Genomic DNA, 13782 nt, shown 5'->3' with positions numbered 1-13782 from the left:
TCATCTTCCGTGCAGCACCGCTTCCAAAGCTCGACCTACCGAACCTCCTCCACGTTCAGGACACACGCAGCTGCAGTTGTTTACCAGGCAGGAAATGGCTGCCATGCGTGATCGGAGCAGGGCGCGAGGTTATTCTCCTGTGAATCTGCGTCGGGCTCACGAGAAGGCCGCAGCGGTGGCCGCGGGCGCCGATCATCGGACCGAACCGGCGCCGCCCCCAGCCCCAGCTCCGCCGCCAGCGCCTGCGCCGGCCCCAGCTCCGGCACCATCACCGGCTGCGACTTCCGACCCCGTCGGACCAGCCGCAGGCGACAGCAGTCAGAACGATCGCGCAACCGCGACGCTGCCGCGCAAGGCCGCACCCAAATGCGGCCCGGCATCCCCGACGCCATTGTTGTCGGCCCGGTCAGGCTCCGAGAATACGCAGCCCGTGACGCAAATCCGCCGTCTTCAAAAATTGAGGGCACGCGCACTCGGAAAACCAATATCCCAACGCCCCACCACATTTCAACCTGGGCCACCGAATGATGACCCGCGCGAGCCCGCCGGCGGCAGACGGCCCGGAGGAATGTCCGGTGGGCAACGACGGACCCGGACCACGCTAATGCGTTGCAGCGGGCGCGCCAGCGCCCGCCACCATCGGCCGAGCGTCGTTTGTCAGCCCCCCGTCCAAGTAAATCTGCGGACTTGCCACCACGGCCGGAAGCAAGGCAAGGGCTGAGGGGGGCGTAGCCGGCCTCGAGGAGCAGCCGGCGAGCCGTCGTGGCCGAGCCTCCTCGTGCGTGGCCGCCACCCGGCCGCGGAGCCGAGGATGCGGATCTGCTCGGCCTGGGTGAGGGCGGCCGGCCCGGTCGGCGCGTACATCGCGCCGGCGTGGACCGGCTGTCGCCGTGGCGGCGCAGCGCCGCCTCGACCTCACCCCACACGCCGCCGACCCCGATGACCGCCGCGACGGCGCCGATCCGGACGTCCCCGACGACCGGGCGAGGACCCCCGTACCGCCGCGCCCCGCACCGAAAGAGCATCCAGGGCATGCCGGCAGTCTGCGACCTCAGCCGCGGTTGAGGTCGAACCCCCGGCGGTGCAGGGCGAGCAGCAGCGCGAGGGTGAGCGCCTCCGCGGCGGCGGTGGCGCCGGCCGCGCCGAACGGGCCGAAGCGCGGTACGCCGACCGCGACGCAGACGGTCGTGACGGCGGCGAGCAGGGCCACGGCGCGGGTCGCGCGGCCGTAGCGGCCGTCGCCGATCCACTCGAACATCAGTGCCCGGGTGACCGCCATGAACGGCAGGGCGAGCATGAACAGCGTCAGCCAGGCGGCCGCGGAGCGGTGCGACAGGGACAGGATCGTGCCGGTCAGAAACGGGGCCAGCGCCGCGACGGCGGCGGCCATCGGCACCGCGCAGACCAGCGCCACCCCGATCGCGAACGATGCCCGGTGGTGTGAGAAGCCGATGCCGAGCCGCGCGCGGGTGCGGGCGATCATCGGCACCTGCAGCGCCGCCTGCACGACGTTGCCGATCGCCTGGTACGCGGCCGCGACCGCGCCGAACGGGCCCAGCACGGCGGGGCCGGCGGCGAGAGACAGGGCGACGGTGCCGAGCCGGGCCGTGTACAGGTCGCCGGTGGCGTAGCCGAACAGCGGGCCGCCGGCGCGGTAGGCGGCGCCGACGTCCCGCAGCGACGGGCGGCGCAGGGTCCCGCGGCGCAGCGAACCGTCCTTGCCCAGCGCGAGCTCGCCGGCGACGAGCTGGGCCACGCCGGCCACGGCCAGCGACACCGTGAGCGGGACGCCGGCCAGCACCAGGACCAGCGACGCCGCCTTGCTGCCACACTGCAGCACCGCGTTGGCCAGGAAGCGCATCCGCCGCGTGTAGTCGGCGATCTGCAGCGTCGCCAGGCCGTTGCCGAGGGCGACGACACCGGCGGCGGCGAGGGCGCCCGGGTCGTACCCCCGGTGCGCGTAGAACACCGCGGTGCCCACGGCGCCGAGGACCAGCCCGGGCACGACGACGATGCTCCACTGGCTGCGCACGAGGGCGCGCTCGTGCTCGGTGCCGTTGAGGTACAGCATCGCCGACCCGCCGCCGAGCAGGATCGTGACGAACGCCAGCACCGACGTGACGACGGTGTAGGCGGCGATCTGCCCGGTCTGGTGCAGCGCCGAGCACACGGCGAGGACGGCGGCGCTGAGCAGCCCGTTGACGACGACGGCGCCGCCCGCGATCGCGGAGCCGCGCGCGAGCCTGGACAGGCCGCCCTGGTCGGCCGGGCTCGGCGAGGTCACGGCCGCATCGTAACGGCACGAACAGCCGCGGGTGCGCGGATTGGGTACGGTGTGCGGGGTGGTGACACCGGAGCAGGCGATGAACCGGCTGAACAGGGACGTCGGCGCGGCGGTCCGGCCGCTCGGGTTCCGGGGCTCGCGCGGCACCTGGATACTCACGACCCCGGACGGGATCGCGCAGGTCGGCACCGGGCGGCGCAGCCTGCCGGCGCCGGGCGGGCGCGGCACCATCTTCGTGGGCGTCGGCTACGTCGTGGTGCCGCTGGCCTGGTGGGAGTACGTGAACTGGCGCGGCGCCCGCTGGGGGCAGCCGGCGATCCCGCTGGACAAGCACGCGCTGTCGCACCGGATCGGGTTCGTGGAGGCCCGCCGGCGGCCCGACCACGACCACTACCACATGAAGCTGGACCCGGACGCGTATCCGGCCAACGTCACCACCGCCGACGAGCTGGAGCGGGCCGCGGCCGCGCTGGGCGACGCCGCCGGCACCCTCGCCCGGACCGCGATCGACCTGCTGCGCCCCGGCCGCTACCTCGAGGCGATGCTCGGCATCGACGACATCGGCTACGGCATGTGGGAGTCGGTCGTGGTGCTGCTGGCCGAGCGGGGCCCGTCGCCGCAGCTGGACCGGGCGATCGACGACATGTGCGACTCCTACGCCGCCAGCGGCGCCGAGCGGCCCGAGCAGATCATCCACTACGCGCGCACCCGCGCCGGGGACAAGGCCGCGCAGTGACCGACGAGTGGCGCGCCGGCGCGGTCGTCGCCGGCACGTATAAGGTGCTCGGCGAGCGCGGCCGGGGCGGAATGGGCGTCGTGCACCGGGTGCGGCACCTCGGCTGGGGCGTCGACCTGGCGGTGAAGGCGCCGCTGCCGGGCGCGCTGCGCTCGCCGGCCGGGCGGGACCTCTTCGTGTCCGAGGCCGAGACGCGGGTGTCGCTGGGCCTGCACCCCAACGTGTGCGCGTGCCACTACGTGCGCAACCTCGGCGGCGGGCCGCGCCTGTTCGCCGAGTTCGTGCCCGGCGGCACGGTCAAGGACCAGATCAAGAGCCGGATGTTGTACCGCGGGAGCCGCGACCGCGCGCTCCCCCGCGTCCTCGACCTCGCGATCCAGGCCGCCTGGGGTCTCACCCACGCGCACGGCCGGGGGCTCGTGCACGCCGACGTGAAACCGGCCAACGTGCTGCTCGACGACGACGGCACAGCCAAGGTGACCGACTTCGGGCTGGCGCGTGCGGCCGGTCTCGCCGCCGGCGGGATGACCCCCGCGTACGCCTCCCCCGAGCAGGCGGCGGGCCGGCCGGTCGGCGACGTGTACAGCCTCGCCGTGTCCGTCCTGGAGATGCTCACCGGCGACGTGACCTGGCCGGCCGGCTCGGTCGCCGGCGCCGCGCTGCGCGAGGAGATGGCCCGCCCGAGCGGGCCGCTGCCGGTCCCGCCCGCTGATCCCGAGCGCCGACCCGAGCGGCCCCGCCTCGACCGCCGTGCGCTGGAGCCCGGTCGACGGCGTCTGGCTGCAGCTCACGGGCCGCTTCGACGAGCCCGGCCTGCTGTCCCTGGCCGCCATGGTGAGCATCGAGCGCACCTTCCGCTGCGGCCCGTCGTTCCGCCTGCCGAGCCCTCCGGCCGGCTTCCGGTGGGGCGGCTGCATCCTGAACTTCAACCAGGGCGAGCTCGACATGGCCATCGTCAACGCCGGTTCATCGGCCGGCGCCTTCGCCTTCATCACGTACAACGGGCGGCGTTATCCTGAGTGGCGGGGCGGCGAGAGCCCCGGCGCCCCCGTCAGCGCCACGGTCAACGGCCGCACGGCCCTGGTGAGCCACGAGGGCAGGACCATCGACTGCGCAACGGCAACGCCCGCTGGGTCATGACGGCCCCCGGCAAGGAAACGGCCGAGTCACTGGCCGGCACGGTCGTCCTGGGCGACCTCGACCCGGCGACCTGGCCTTTGTGGACGCCTTTCACCGTCGGTAGCATCAAGTGACGCAGGGCAATCGGAGGACGGGGGAATTTGGTGGAGTGGGGTAAGGTGGGAAAGCAGGAAGGCCCACCGCCGAAATCTTCCTTGTCCGACACGGCCGACGAGTACCGGTTCTTCGCCAAGTCGATGGCACACGGCAGCTCCCCGCTCTACGAACACCTTGCCCTCTCGGTCGCGGACGACCCCGGCGTGCTGGCGATGCTGGGCTCCCTGCCGCCGGCCAAACGCCAGCCCAACCTGCTCCTGGCCGCCGCCCGTTACGTCGCCGGCACCCCGCGGGACTACGCCGCCTTCCGCGAGGTCGTCCTCGACGCCCGCGAGGCCGTGGTGTCCACGATGCTGTCCCGCCGCACCCAGACGAACGAGCCGGCCCGCTGCGCCGCGCTCTACCCCGCCCTGGCCGCCCTCCCCCAGCCCGTGGCCCTGCTGGAGGTGGGCGCCTCGGCCGGCCTTTGCCTGCTGCCCGACCGGTACTCGTACGAGTACATCGCCCCGGACGGGACCACCGTCCACGCCGGCGCCCCGCCCGCCGACGACGGCGTGTCGCTGCGGTGCCGCGTCGACGGCCCGCTGCCCGCGGTCGCCCCGGGCGCGGTCCGGGTGGCCTGGCGCGCCGGCATCGACCTCAACCCGCTGTCGGTGACCGACGAGGACGACGTGCGGTGGCTGCGCACCCTCGTCTGGCCCGAGCAGCACGACCGGCTCGCCCGCCTCGACGCGGCCCTCGCCATCGCGCGGCGCGAGCCGCCGGCCGTCGAGAGCGGCGACCTCAACGAGCGCTTCGAGGAGGTCGTGGCCCGCGCGCCGGCCGGCGCCACGCTCGTGGTGTTCCACACGGCCGTGCTCGACTACGTGCCCGAACCGGGGCGCGGCGCGTTCGTCGAGCGGATGCGGCGGCTGGACGGGCACTGGCTGTCGCAGGAGCTGCCCACGGTGTTTCCGCAGCTCGCGGCCCGGTTGCCGGAGGAGGCGCCGGGCGACATCCTTGCGTACGCGATCCACCTCGACGAACGGCCGCTCGCCTTCGCGGGCCTGCACGGGAGCTGGATGCGCACGTTCGGCGCCCAGCCCTAGGACGGCAGCGCGATCCAGGTCGCCCGGGCCGTGGCCAGCACCGTCCCCTGTGGACTGTACACAGTGGACAACACGTCGGCCTTGCGGCCCGCGCTGGCGAGGTGCCGGCCCATCACCACGCACTCGTCGGACGGCGACGGCAGCGCGTCCAGCCAGACCGCCAGGCGGCCCAGCACGTACGGGCGGCCGCCGTTCGGGGCGATCACCGACCAGCCGCCGGGGCAGTCCAGCGCCGCCCACATCGTGACCTCGGACACGTCCGCCGGGACCGACCACGGGGCGGCGGTCCGGCCGTCCGGCAGCACGCCCGGGAACAGGCCCAGGCCGTCGGAGCGCGCCGGCCCGCAGACGTAGCAGGTCGGGAACGGGTGGTCCGCGAAGCCCGCGTACCGCTTCGCCGCCTCCCTGGCCTCCGCCTCCGACACCGGCGGCACCGGCTCCGGGCGCTGCCCCGGCGCCGGCCGCGCCTCCGCGATCAGGTCCTCGCCGGCGACCGCCCGCGCCACACCCGACCCGTCGCTCACGACCGAAATGTCCGTATCGAGCGGCGGCGGGAGGCGCAGCGTCACCTCGACCGGGGATGTGGACAGCGAGACGGCCAGCAGGCCGGCGCTGTAGCCGCCGTTGCCCGAGCCGGGCGGGCCGTTGTACCGCGCCGCGATCCGCATCCCGTGTCCTTTCGTTTGTGCCCCCTACGGTGTATCAGACATCGGGCCGCCGGTGAGCGGCGCGGTGTCGACGTACCGCACCTCGTAGGCGCGCTCGGCAAACCGCCAACCCTCCGCGGTACGCCGGTAACGATCGTGATACACGGAGTAGTTCACGTGGGACGTGCCATCGCGGAACCGGCCCAGCTCGCTGACGTACACCCGGGCAAAGGCCGTGTCGCCGTCAACCCGCAGCGTCCCGGGATGGACGTTCTGGATGAGGAACTCCCATGCGACCTGGAGCCGCTCGATGCCGGCGCGGATCTCGGCGCGGCCGCGGAAGTCCACGTTCGCCCCGGGGATGCGCCACACGCCGTCGTCGGTGAACAGCGCCGCGAACCGCTCGAAGTCGCGCGAGCTCGCGGCGTCGGTGAACTCGCCGGGCAGCGCCGCGATGTCGAGGCGGTCGGCGAGCTCCTGCAGCGTGCTCATGCCCGGCCCACCGCGACGACGGCGGACAGCACGAGCAGGGCCGCGGTGACCGCGATGCCCTGGGTCTCGCGGCGGCGCAGGTGGAACACCAGCGCGCCGGCCATGAGCAGCACCAGGCCGGCGGCGGCCGCCGGCCTGAGCGCCGGGGCGATGTCGAGCGCGGCGGGCAGGACGAGCCCGGCGGCGGCGAGGATCTCCAGCCCGCCGATGGCCCGCACGACGGCGGGGCCGAAGACCGCGGTGATGGGCTGCTCGCCGGTGCGGGCGAGCTTCGTCACGCCGCTGGCCAGGAAGAGCGCGGCCAGCACACCGGCGACGATCCAGAGGGTTAGGTTCATGACGGATGCTCCTTCCAGTTCCGTCGGTACCGACGAACCGGGGCCGCGAAGTGTGAGCCTCACAGTTGCGGGGGCTGCGTCGTCGTACCGGGGACGAAGGAGGTGCCATGAGCCTGAGCGCGATCATGAACGAGCGGCGGCAGCTGATCAACCTGGCGTACCGGCTGCTGGGCTCGCTCGCCGACGCCGAGGACGTGGTCCAGGAGACGTACGCGCGCTGGTACGCCATGTCGCCCGAACAGCAGGCGGCCATCGAGTCCCCGGGGGCGTGGCTGACCCGGGTGGCCAGCCGGATCTGCCTCGACCTGCTCGGCTCGGCCCGGGCGCGGCGCGAGCGCTACGTCGGCGAGTGGATCCCGGAGCCGCTGCCCGGCAGTGCCGAGTCGGCGGCCGCCGCCGGCGACCCGGCCGACCGCGTGACGCTCGACGAGTCGGTCAACATGGCGTTCCTGGTGGTGCTGGAGTCGATGACGCCGGCCGAGCGGGTGGCGTTCATCCTGCACGACGTGTTCGGGTACCGCTTCCCCGAGGTCGCCGAGATCGTCGGGCGGACACCGGCCGCGTGCCGCCAGCTGGCCACGTCGGCCCGCCGCCGCATCCGGGACGCGCAGGCCCCGGCGGTCCCGGCCAGAAAGCGGGCGGACGCGGTGCGCGACTTCAAGCGGGCGTGGGAGGCGCGCGACATCGCCGCCCTCATCAGGCTGCTCGACCCGGCCGCAACGCTGGTCCCCGACAGCGGCGGCCTGGTGCCGGCGCGGCTGGTCCCGGTCGTCGGCGGCGAGCAGATCGCGCACGCCGCCGTCGAGCTGCTCGACGTCGCGCCCGGGCTGGCCTTCGCCGAGCGCCTGGTCAACGGCCAGCCGGGCCTGATCGCCGAGTTCGACGGGGCCCTGACGGCCGTCTTCGCGTTCGGCTTCAAGGGCGACCGGATCACGCACATCTGGGCGGTGCGCAACCCCGAGAAGCTGCGCCCCTGGATGGACTAGAAGCCGAACATCGCCGGTGTACCACACGTTGTCGATCCGCACGCGCCGCATCACCCACCGGGCGCCGTCCCGGACGAGCTCGACGTCGTAGCCCGCGGCCCGACGAGCAACGACCCGGCGCGCATCGACCCGGCCGCATCGCCGCCCCCAGCGACGCCACCCTCGCCTCGGCGAATATTGCCCGGATTTATCGCCTGGCAGGGTATAAATCCGACAAGTCGTGGCGCGGAGCGCCCGACTTGTCGCAAAGTCCCCCGGCTCAGCGGCGCAGGACGGACGGCGGCAGTACCAAGGCCCTGAGGCGCGTCCAGCGGGAGGCCGCCCGCGCCAGGCCGGACCGGACCGCGTCGACCGCGGCGCTCAGGTCGCGATCGGCCAGCGGGCGAGCGGCATATCGCGCATGTTCCTCCGCCGCCCGCAGCGCGCACACGCCGTCAAGAGCCCGCTCCCCCAGGTCCGTCCGCGCGAACAGGCGCTCGGCGGTCGCCCGCGGGGTCTCGGCGGAGCCGGCCGGCATCCGGTAGTCCGCCATGATGTCGAGCAGCTCGTCCCAGGCCTCGTGGGCGTCGGACCGCGCCGCGCGGGCGAGCCGCCGGCGGCGGGTGCGGGACCGGAACCAGGCCGGCAGGGCGAGCAGCGCCAGCAGCAGCGCGCTGAGGCTCCACGCGGCCGGGCGGTGGGCGGTGTCCCCGCGGGACGGGGCGGCGGCGACGGCCGCCGGCGAGGCGCTCGGGGTCTGCGGCGCCGGGGCTTGGGTGGCCGCCGCCGGGACGGACGGGGCGGCCGTGGCGGGGGCGGGAACGGCGCCGGGCGGGGTCGCGTCGAAGGGGAGCCAGCCGAAGCCGGGGAAGAAGACCTCGGTCCAGGCGTGCAGGTCGTGGTTCGTCAGCGTCGTCGTGTTGCCCGTGCGGAACGTGCCGCGCGTGAAGCCGATCGCGACCCAAGCCGGGATGCCGGCCGCGCGCAGGAGCCAGGCGTAGGCGGCGGCGTACTGGGTGCAGAAGCCGCGGCGGTTGCGCAGGAAGTCGGTGATGGCGACGCCGCTGGTGTCGGGGCCGGTCGTCGTGTCGTAGACGAAGTGGTTCGCCGGGGAGAAGAAGCCGCGGATCGCCATCGCCTTGTCGTACTGCGTCGCGCGGCCCTCGACCAAGGGCGGCAGCAGCGAGTTGACCACCAGGTTCGGGGGTGCCGACAGGGTGTCGCGCAGCGACGGGTCGGCGGGGTCGACGGGCGAGGCGCGGCGCAGGTCCTCGGGTGTCGGGGCGGGGCGCGTGTACTCCACGGTGTAGTGCAGGCCGGCCGTCGTGTGCCGGTCCGAGTACACCATCTGGGTCCTGGGATCGTAGACCCAGCTCGGGTCGAGGCCCCGGATCGCCGTCGGGGTCCGGTAGATCGGCAGGACGCCGGCGGCGAGGCGGTCGCCGATGTCGACCCTCGCCCGGTGCACCGGGCCGTCGGCGGTGGGCAGGGGGGCCGCGGCGCCGGGCGCGAGCGGCTCGAAGCCGCGGGGCGTCAGCTGTTCCAGGGCGGCCAGGCGCAGGTTGGGCGGGGCCGGGTCGTCGAGGTCGGTGACCGTGAGCAGGTCGACGGTCCGGGTGCGGTTGAGCTCGCCCGACAGCAGGGCCAGCAGGTCGACCGGCGCGGGGGCGGGGGCGCCGAGGAGGCCGGGGCCGGCGCCGGCCTGGCGCGGCAGCGCGGCCGGGAGCAGGAACGGCAGCGCCACCGCCAGGGCCACGCCGGCGAGGCCGAGGCGGCGGGCGGCGGCGGCCAGCGACGTGCGGCCGTTGCCGCCGACGCGGCGGCCGAAGCCGCGGACGCGGGCCAGGCGGTCGGCGGCGAGCAGCCACACGAAGCCGAGCGCGCCGAGCGCGAACGGCCACGACGCCGTGGGGCCGGGGACCGCCGTGACCGGGATGGTGTACACGGCGAGCATCGGCAGGCCGGCGAGGGCCGGGCGGCGCCACTCGACGACGATGGCGTCGACGAGCAGCGCGAACGCGGCGACGCCGGCGACGGTCAGGAACAGCACGGGGCGGAGGTCGCCGATCGGGGCGGCGAAGCGGCGGATCTCGGTCGCCGCCTCGCGCAGCAGGCCGGCGGGGTGCCGCGTGGGGAACAGCGCGGCGAGGGCGAGCGCCGCCGCGCCCGCCATGGCGGCGGTCGGGATGCCGGCCGGGGCGCGCCGGGCGCGGGCGAGCAGGCCGGCGCCGCACATGGCCGCGAGGACCAGGGCCGAGGGCCAGAGCCAGGTGTACCGCGCGAAGACATTCACCAGCGGCAGCGCGGCCAGGGCGGCCGAGCCGACGGCGACGGGCGTGAGGCGCGCGCGCTCGTTCATGACGGTAGAACGCCGTGCGCTCGGCGCCGCGTTGTCCCCCGATCGGGCGGCGCCCGGCTAGCGCCGCCGGCGGGCCGGGACCGTCACGCGTTTCGCCTCGTACATCTTCGAGTCCGCGTGCGCGATGAGCGCGTCGGCGTCGAGGCCGCCCGCGCGGGTCCACGCCACGCCGATGCTCGCCTTCGGGCGCAGCTGCTCGCCGGCGATGTCGAGGGCCGCCCGCTCCAGGGCCTCCCCCAGCGACGCGGCGATGCGCCCGGCGTGCTCCAGGCGCGGCACGTCGCGGCACACCACCACGAACTCGTCGCCGCCGAGCCGGCCGACCACGTCGCCGTCGCGGACCGCGGCGCGCAGGGCCTGGGCGACGTGGCCGAGGACGCGGTCGCCGGCGGCGTGGCCGAAGCGGTCGTTCACGAGCTTGAAGTCGTTGAGATCGACGAACACGACGGCGGTACCGCGGGTCGCCTCCGCCAGCGCGTCGCTGAGCGCCGTGAGGGTCGCGGCGCGGTTGCGGCAGCCGGTGAGCTCGTCGTAGGTGGCGCGGCGCTGCAGCTCCTCGCGCATGCGCACGTCCTCGGTGACGTCGGCGACGCAGATGACGGCGCCGGCGACCTGGCCCTCGGCGGTGGTGAGCGCGCGGACCTTCGCGTTGGCGCGGCGCAGGCCCTGGTGCGGGTCGCGGTAGCCGTACTCGACGTCGGCGTCCTCGCCGTCGCGCAGCACGCGGTCGAGGGCCGCGTCGACCATCGGGCGGTCGCCGGGCACGACCGCGGCCAGCTGCGCCTCGCCGAGCTCGCCGCCGGCGGCGGTGCCGATCATGCGCCCGCCGCGGGCGTTCTGGTAGACGACCCGGCGGTGCGCGTCGATCTGCACGACGCTCATCGGCAGCGCCTCGGTGAGCCGGCGCAGCAGCTGCTCGCTGGCGCGCAGCGCCTCCTCGGCGGCCATCTCGTCGGTGATGTCGAGCATCTCGGCCACGACGCACGGCGCTTCGGCGTCGCCGAGCAGGCTGTGGTTGGTGATCTCGAACCAGATGATCCGGCCGTCGCGGTGCAGGTGGCGCAGCCGGATGCGGCGGGCCTCGCCGGACGGGGCGGCCAGCAGGTCCATCCAGCCGGCGATCGCGCGCTGCTGGTCGTCGGGGTGGACGAGGTCGAGCGAGCGGCGCCCGGCCAGCTCCTGCGCCGTCCAGCCCAGCACCCGGTGGATCTGCGGGTCGGCGTCGATGATGACGGCGACCTGGTCCTTGCGCACGGTGACCAGGCGCGGCCGGATCGCCTCGTGGTCCAGGACGGTGACCTCGTCCGCCAGGCCGGTGATGACGACGACGACCACGCCGTGGCGGTGGGTGACGTCGATGAGGTGCAGGCGGGCGGCGTGGCCGGGCCGGGCGCGGGGCTGGAAGCGGCAGTTGGCGACGCCCTCGGCGAGCAGCCGGTGCCACGCCTCGACGATCGTGGTGTGGTCCTCGACGAGGGCCAGCCCGAGCGCCGAGGAGGGCCCCTCGATCGGGCGCAGGCCGCGCTCGCGCAGCTCGGCGGGGAGCTCGACGAACAGGCCGTTGGCGGCGACGGCGCCGATGAACGCGCCCGGATGCTGCGCGAGGGTCGCCTCGAGCACCGCGTCGCGACCCGCCGGCTCGACCCTGTCCGTCCCGGAAACCATGACCCGCCATCGGCGGGCCGGCGCCGGACTCAAGCGTTTGCGGTACCGGGGCGGATGAGACCACTCTCATAGGCGAAAGCAACCGCCTGGACCCGGTCGCGCAACCCGAGCTTGGTCAGCATCCGCGACACGTAGGTCTTCACGGTCGCCTCGCCGAGGAACAGCGCGGCGGCGATCTCGGCGTTGGACAGGCCCCGGGCGACCAGGCGCAGCACCTCGGCCTCCCGCTCGGTGAGCTCGCCGAGGCGGGCCGCGGCGCGCGGATCGGCGACGGAGGCGGTCGCGTAGGACTCGATGACCCGCAGCGTCACCGCCGGGTCCAGCAGCGCCTGCCCGGCCGCGACCGTGCGCACCGCGTGCACGAGCTGCTCCGGCGGCGCCACCTTGAGCAGGAACCCGCTGACCCCGGCCCGCAGCGCCTCCCGCACCGCCTCGTCCTCGTCGAACGTGGTGAGGATGATGACCCGCGCGGCCGACTCGGCCACGATGTGCCGGGCCGCGGTGATGCCGTCGGCCCGGGGCATCCGCACGTCGAGCAGCACGACGTCCGGCGCGGTGCGGCGGACCTCGGCGCGGGCCTGCTCGCCGTCGGCCGCCTCGCCCACGACCTCGATGTCGCCCTGGTGGTCCAGCAGCATCTTCAGGCCGGCCCGGATCATCGCCTCGTCGTCGGCCACCACGACCCGGATCATGCCGCGGCACCTTTCCAGGCCCCGGATTCGGTACCGAGGGGGAAGACGGCCTGCACGGTGTACCCGCCCGCGCGCGGTCCCGCGTCCAGCGAGCCGGAGAACGCGGCCACCCGCTCCCGCATGCCGATCAGCCCGTGGCCGCCGGGGGAGGCACCCGCAGTACCGCGGCCGGGGCTTGGCAGTTCGTTGTCGACCGTGAGCGACACTCTTCCGGGTTCGCGGCGCACGTACACCGTGGTCGGCGCGGGCCCGGCGTGGCGCAGGACGTTGGACAGGGCCTCCTGCAGCACACGGTACGCCGAGATGTCCTGCGCCCGCGGGATCCCGGCCAGGTCGCCGTCGACGGTCAGCTCGACCGGCAGCCCGGCGGCGCGCACCTCGGCGACGAGCTCCTCGGCCCGCTCCAGCGACGGCTGCGGCGCCGGCCCCGTCGCCGCCTCGGCGCGCAGGATGCCCACCAGGGCCCGCAGCTCGTGCACCGACTCCCGGCCGAGCCGCTCGATGCCCGCCATCATCTCGGCCTGCGGCGTGCCCGCCGGCAGGGTGCTGCGCACGGCCCCGAGCTGCAGCACCATCACGCTGATCGAGTGGGCGACGGCGTCGTGCATGTCGCGGGCGATGCGCTGGCGCTCCTCGGCGACGGCGGCGTGCTCGCGGGCCTCGCGCTCGGCGTCCAGGGCGGTGTTGAGCCGCGCGAGGAGATCGGCGCGCTCACGCAGCCGGCGGGCGAGCAGCCCGACGCCCCACGCGCCCCAGCACAGCAGCCCGAAGAACAGGTTCTCCCACGCCTGGCTGCCGAGCCCGGCGACGGTCGAGCCGGCCGCCCGCCCGGCCACCCAGGTGCCGGCGCTGGCCATGAGCTGCACGGCCAGGGGCGCGGGCCACGACGTCCTCGCCTTGCGGTAGCCGGCCCAGCCGGGCGCGACGAAGAACCCGAGCACCGCCGCGCCGGTCGGCCCGTCGAGGTTACCGGCGATGGCGATCGGGAACGCGAGCCCGACGACCGCGGCGCCGGTCACCGGCCGCCACGCGCACAGCAGCATCCCGCCCACGACCGCGGCGAGCGCGGCGGCGGGCACGGCCGGGGCGGCGGAGAACTGGGCGTCGAGGAGGATCTCGACGGTACCGATGACGGCCAGCGCGGCGGCGAGCACGACCGCGATGTTGGGGCGGGGCATGCCGAGGATCGTAGTATCGGCTGGTCAACTGCCGGGTCGGCCGTACGACGGACAGCGTGACGGCCCGGCGTCCCCCGCGCGGCGGACGGCGTTTTCCGACGC

Annotated in this window: 12 protein-coding genes; 4 read left to right on the top strand and 8 right to left on the bottom strand. The window is 74.9% G+C overall.

Annotated elements, in window-relative coordinates; all coding sequences use genetic code 11:
• Positions 1-1051: 1051 nt before the first annotated feature.
• Positions 1052-2284, bottom strand: a complete 1233-nt coding sequence (locus tag ACQEVU_RS15570) for a polysaccharide biosynthesis C-terminal domain-containing protein (RefSeq protein WP_433323952.1) — start codon at positions 2282-2284, stop codon at positions 1052-1054.
• Positions 2285-2342: 58 nt separating this feature from the next.
• Here ACQEVU_RS15570 and ACQEVU_RS15565 point away from each other — a divergent pair, with 58 nt between their 5' ends.
• The 3 genes from ACQEVU_RS15565 to ACQEVU_RS15555 all read left to right on the top strand — a co-directional run bounded on the left by ACQEVU_RS15565 (position 2343) and on the right by ACQEVU_RS15555 (position 5344).
• A complete protein-coding gene (locus ACQEVU_RS15565; protein WP_433323950.1) occupies positions 2343-3020 on the top strand; it encodes a hypothetical protein in 678 nt (225 codons plus the stop codon).
• Positions 3017-4039, top strand: a complete 1023-nt coding sequence (locus ACQEVU_RS15560) for a serine/threonine-protein kinase (RefSeq protein WP_433323948.1) — start codon at positions 3017-3019, stop codon at positions 4037-4039. Before ACQEVU_RS15565 ends, ACQEVU_RS15560 begins: the two co-directional genes overlap by 4 nt.
• Before the next feature lie 315 nt (positions 4040-4354).
• Positions 4355-5344 (top strand): DUF2332 domain-containing protein, encoded by a 990-nt coding sequence (locus ACQEVU_RS15555; RefSeq protein ID WP_433323946.1) that lies wholly within the window; start codon positions 4355-4357, stop codon positions 5342-5344.
• On the opposite strand, the gene ACQEVU_RS15550 is transcribed toward ACQEVU_RS15555, so the two are convergent.
• Genes ACQEVU_RS15550 through ACQEVU_RS15540 form a run of 3 tightly spaced genes read right to left on the bottom strand, consistent with a single transcriptional unit; the run spans position 5341 to position 6821 of the window.
• Positions 5341-6012 carry a hypothetical protein gene (locus ACQEVU_RS15550; protein ID WP_433323944.1) on the bottom strand — a complete coding sequence of 224 codons (672 nt, stop codon included), beginning with the start codon at positions 6010-6012 and terminating at the stop codon, positions 5341-5343. The two genes, ACQEVU_RS15555 and ACQEVU_RS15550, sit on opposite strands and share 4 nt — an antisense overlap.
• Before the next feature lie 24 nt (positions 6013-6036).
• Positions 6037-6483: a nuclear transport factor 2 family protein gene (locus tag ACQEVU_RS15545; protein WP_433323942.1), complete on the bottom strand. Its 447-nt coding sequence runs from the start codon at positions 6481-6483 to the stop codon at positions 6037-6039.
• The gene (locus ACQEVU_RS15540; RefSeq protein WP_433323940.1) at positions 6480-6821 is read right to left on the bottom strand and encodes a DoxX family protein; all 342 of its coding nucleotides are present in this window, start codon (positions 6819-6821) and stop codon (positions 6480-6482) included. The genes ACQEVU_RS15545 and ACQEVU_RS15540 overlap by 4 nt, the downstream gene beginning before the upstream one ends.
• A gap of 107 nt (positions 6822-6928) precedes the next feature.
• Between ACQEVU_RS15540 and sigJ the strand changes: the two genes are divergently transcribed.
• Positions 6929-7807 carry an RNA polymerase sigma factor SigJ gene (gene sigJ / locus ACQEVU_RS15535; protein ID WP_433323938.1) on the top strand — a complete coding sequence of 293 codons (879 nt, stop codon included), beginning with the start codon at positions 6929-6931 and terminating at the stop codon, positions 7805-7807.
• 259 nt (positions 7808-8066) lie between these two features.
• Here sigJ and ACQEVU_RS15530 read toward each other — a convergent pair whose 3' ends face one another.
• The 4 genes from ACQEVU_RS15530 to ACQEVU_RS15515 are packed head-to-tail and all read right to left on the bottom strand — an operon-like array spanning position 8067 to position 13680.
• The gene (locus ACQEVU_RS15530) at positions 8067-10145 is read right to left on the bottom strand and encodes a transglutaminaseTgpA domain-containing protein (RefSeq protein ID WP_433323936.1); all 2079 of its coding nucleotides are present in this window, start codon (positions 10143-10145) and stop codon (positions 8067-8069) included.
• A 57-nt stretch (positions 10146-10202) separates the two neighbouring features.
• Positions 10203-11810 (bottom strand): diguanylate cyclase, encoded by a 1608-nt coding sequence (locus ACQEVU_RS15525; RefSeq protein ID WP_433323934.1) that lies wholly within the window; start codon positions 11808-11810, stop codon positions 10203-10205.
• A gap of 29 nt (positions 11811-11839) precedes the next feature.
• Positions 11840-12502: a response regulator gene (locus ACQEVU_RS15520; protein WP_433323932.1), complete on the bottom strand. Its 663-nt coding sequence runs from the start codon at positions 12500-12502 to the stop codon at positions 11840-11842.
• Positions 12499-13680: a sensor histidine kinase gene (locus ACQEVU_RS15515; protein ID WP_433323930.1), complete on the bottom strand. Its 1182-nt coding sequence runs from the start codon at positions 13678-13680 to the stop codon at positions 12499-12501. Before ACQEVU_RS15515 ends, ACQEVU_RS15520 begins: the two co-directional genes overlap by 4 nt.
• Between the last annotated feature and the right edge of the window lie 102 nt (positions 13681-13782).

Origin of the sequence: Dactylosporangium sp. CA-139066, from assembly GCF_050936175.1 — a bacterium.
Classification (GTDB): Bacteria; Actinomycetota; Actinomycetes; order Mycobacteriales; family Micromonosporaceae; genus Dactylosporangium.
This window is presented reverse-complemented; position numbering and strand designations above follow the sequence as displayed.

Bases quoted from the DNA above. Each gene is read 5' to 3' on its own strand.
- ACQEVU_RS15550 (WP_433323944.1), bottom strand. From the start codon at position 6,012: ATGCGGATCGCGGCGCGGTACAACGGCCCGCCCGGCTCGGGCAACGGC.
- ACQEVU_RS15545 (WP_433323942.1), bottom strand. From the start codon at position 6,483: ATGAGCACGCTGCAGGAGCTCGCCGACCGCCTCGACATCGCGGCGCTG.
- ACQEVU_RS15540 (WP_433323940.1), bottom strand. From the start codon at position 6,821: ATGAACCTAACCCTCTGGATCGTCGCCGGTGTGCTGGCCGCGCTCTTC.
- sigJ (WP_433323938.1), top strand. From the start codon at position 6,929: ATGAGCCTGAGCGCGATCATGAACGAGCGGCGGCAGCTGATCAACCTG.
- ACQEVU_RS15530 (WP_433323936.1), bottom strand. From the start codon at position 10,145: ATGAACGAGCGCGCGCGCCTCACGCCCGTCGCCGTCGGCTCGGCCGCC.
- ACQEVU_RS15525 (WP_433323934.1), bottom strand. From the start codon at position 11,810: ATGGTTTCCGGGACGGACAGGGTCGAGCCGGCGGGTCGCGACGCGGTG.
- ACQEVU_RS15520 (WP_433323932.1), bottom strand. From the start codon at position 12,502: ATGATCCGGGTCGTGGTGGCCGACGACGAGGCGATGATCCGGGCCGGC.
- ACQEVU_RS15515 (WP_433323930.1), bottom strand. From the start codon at position 13,680: ATGCCCCGCCCCAACATCGCGGTCGTGCTCGCCGCCGCGCTGGCCGTC.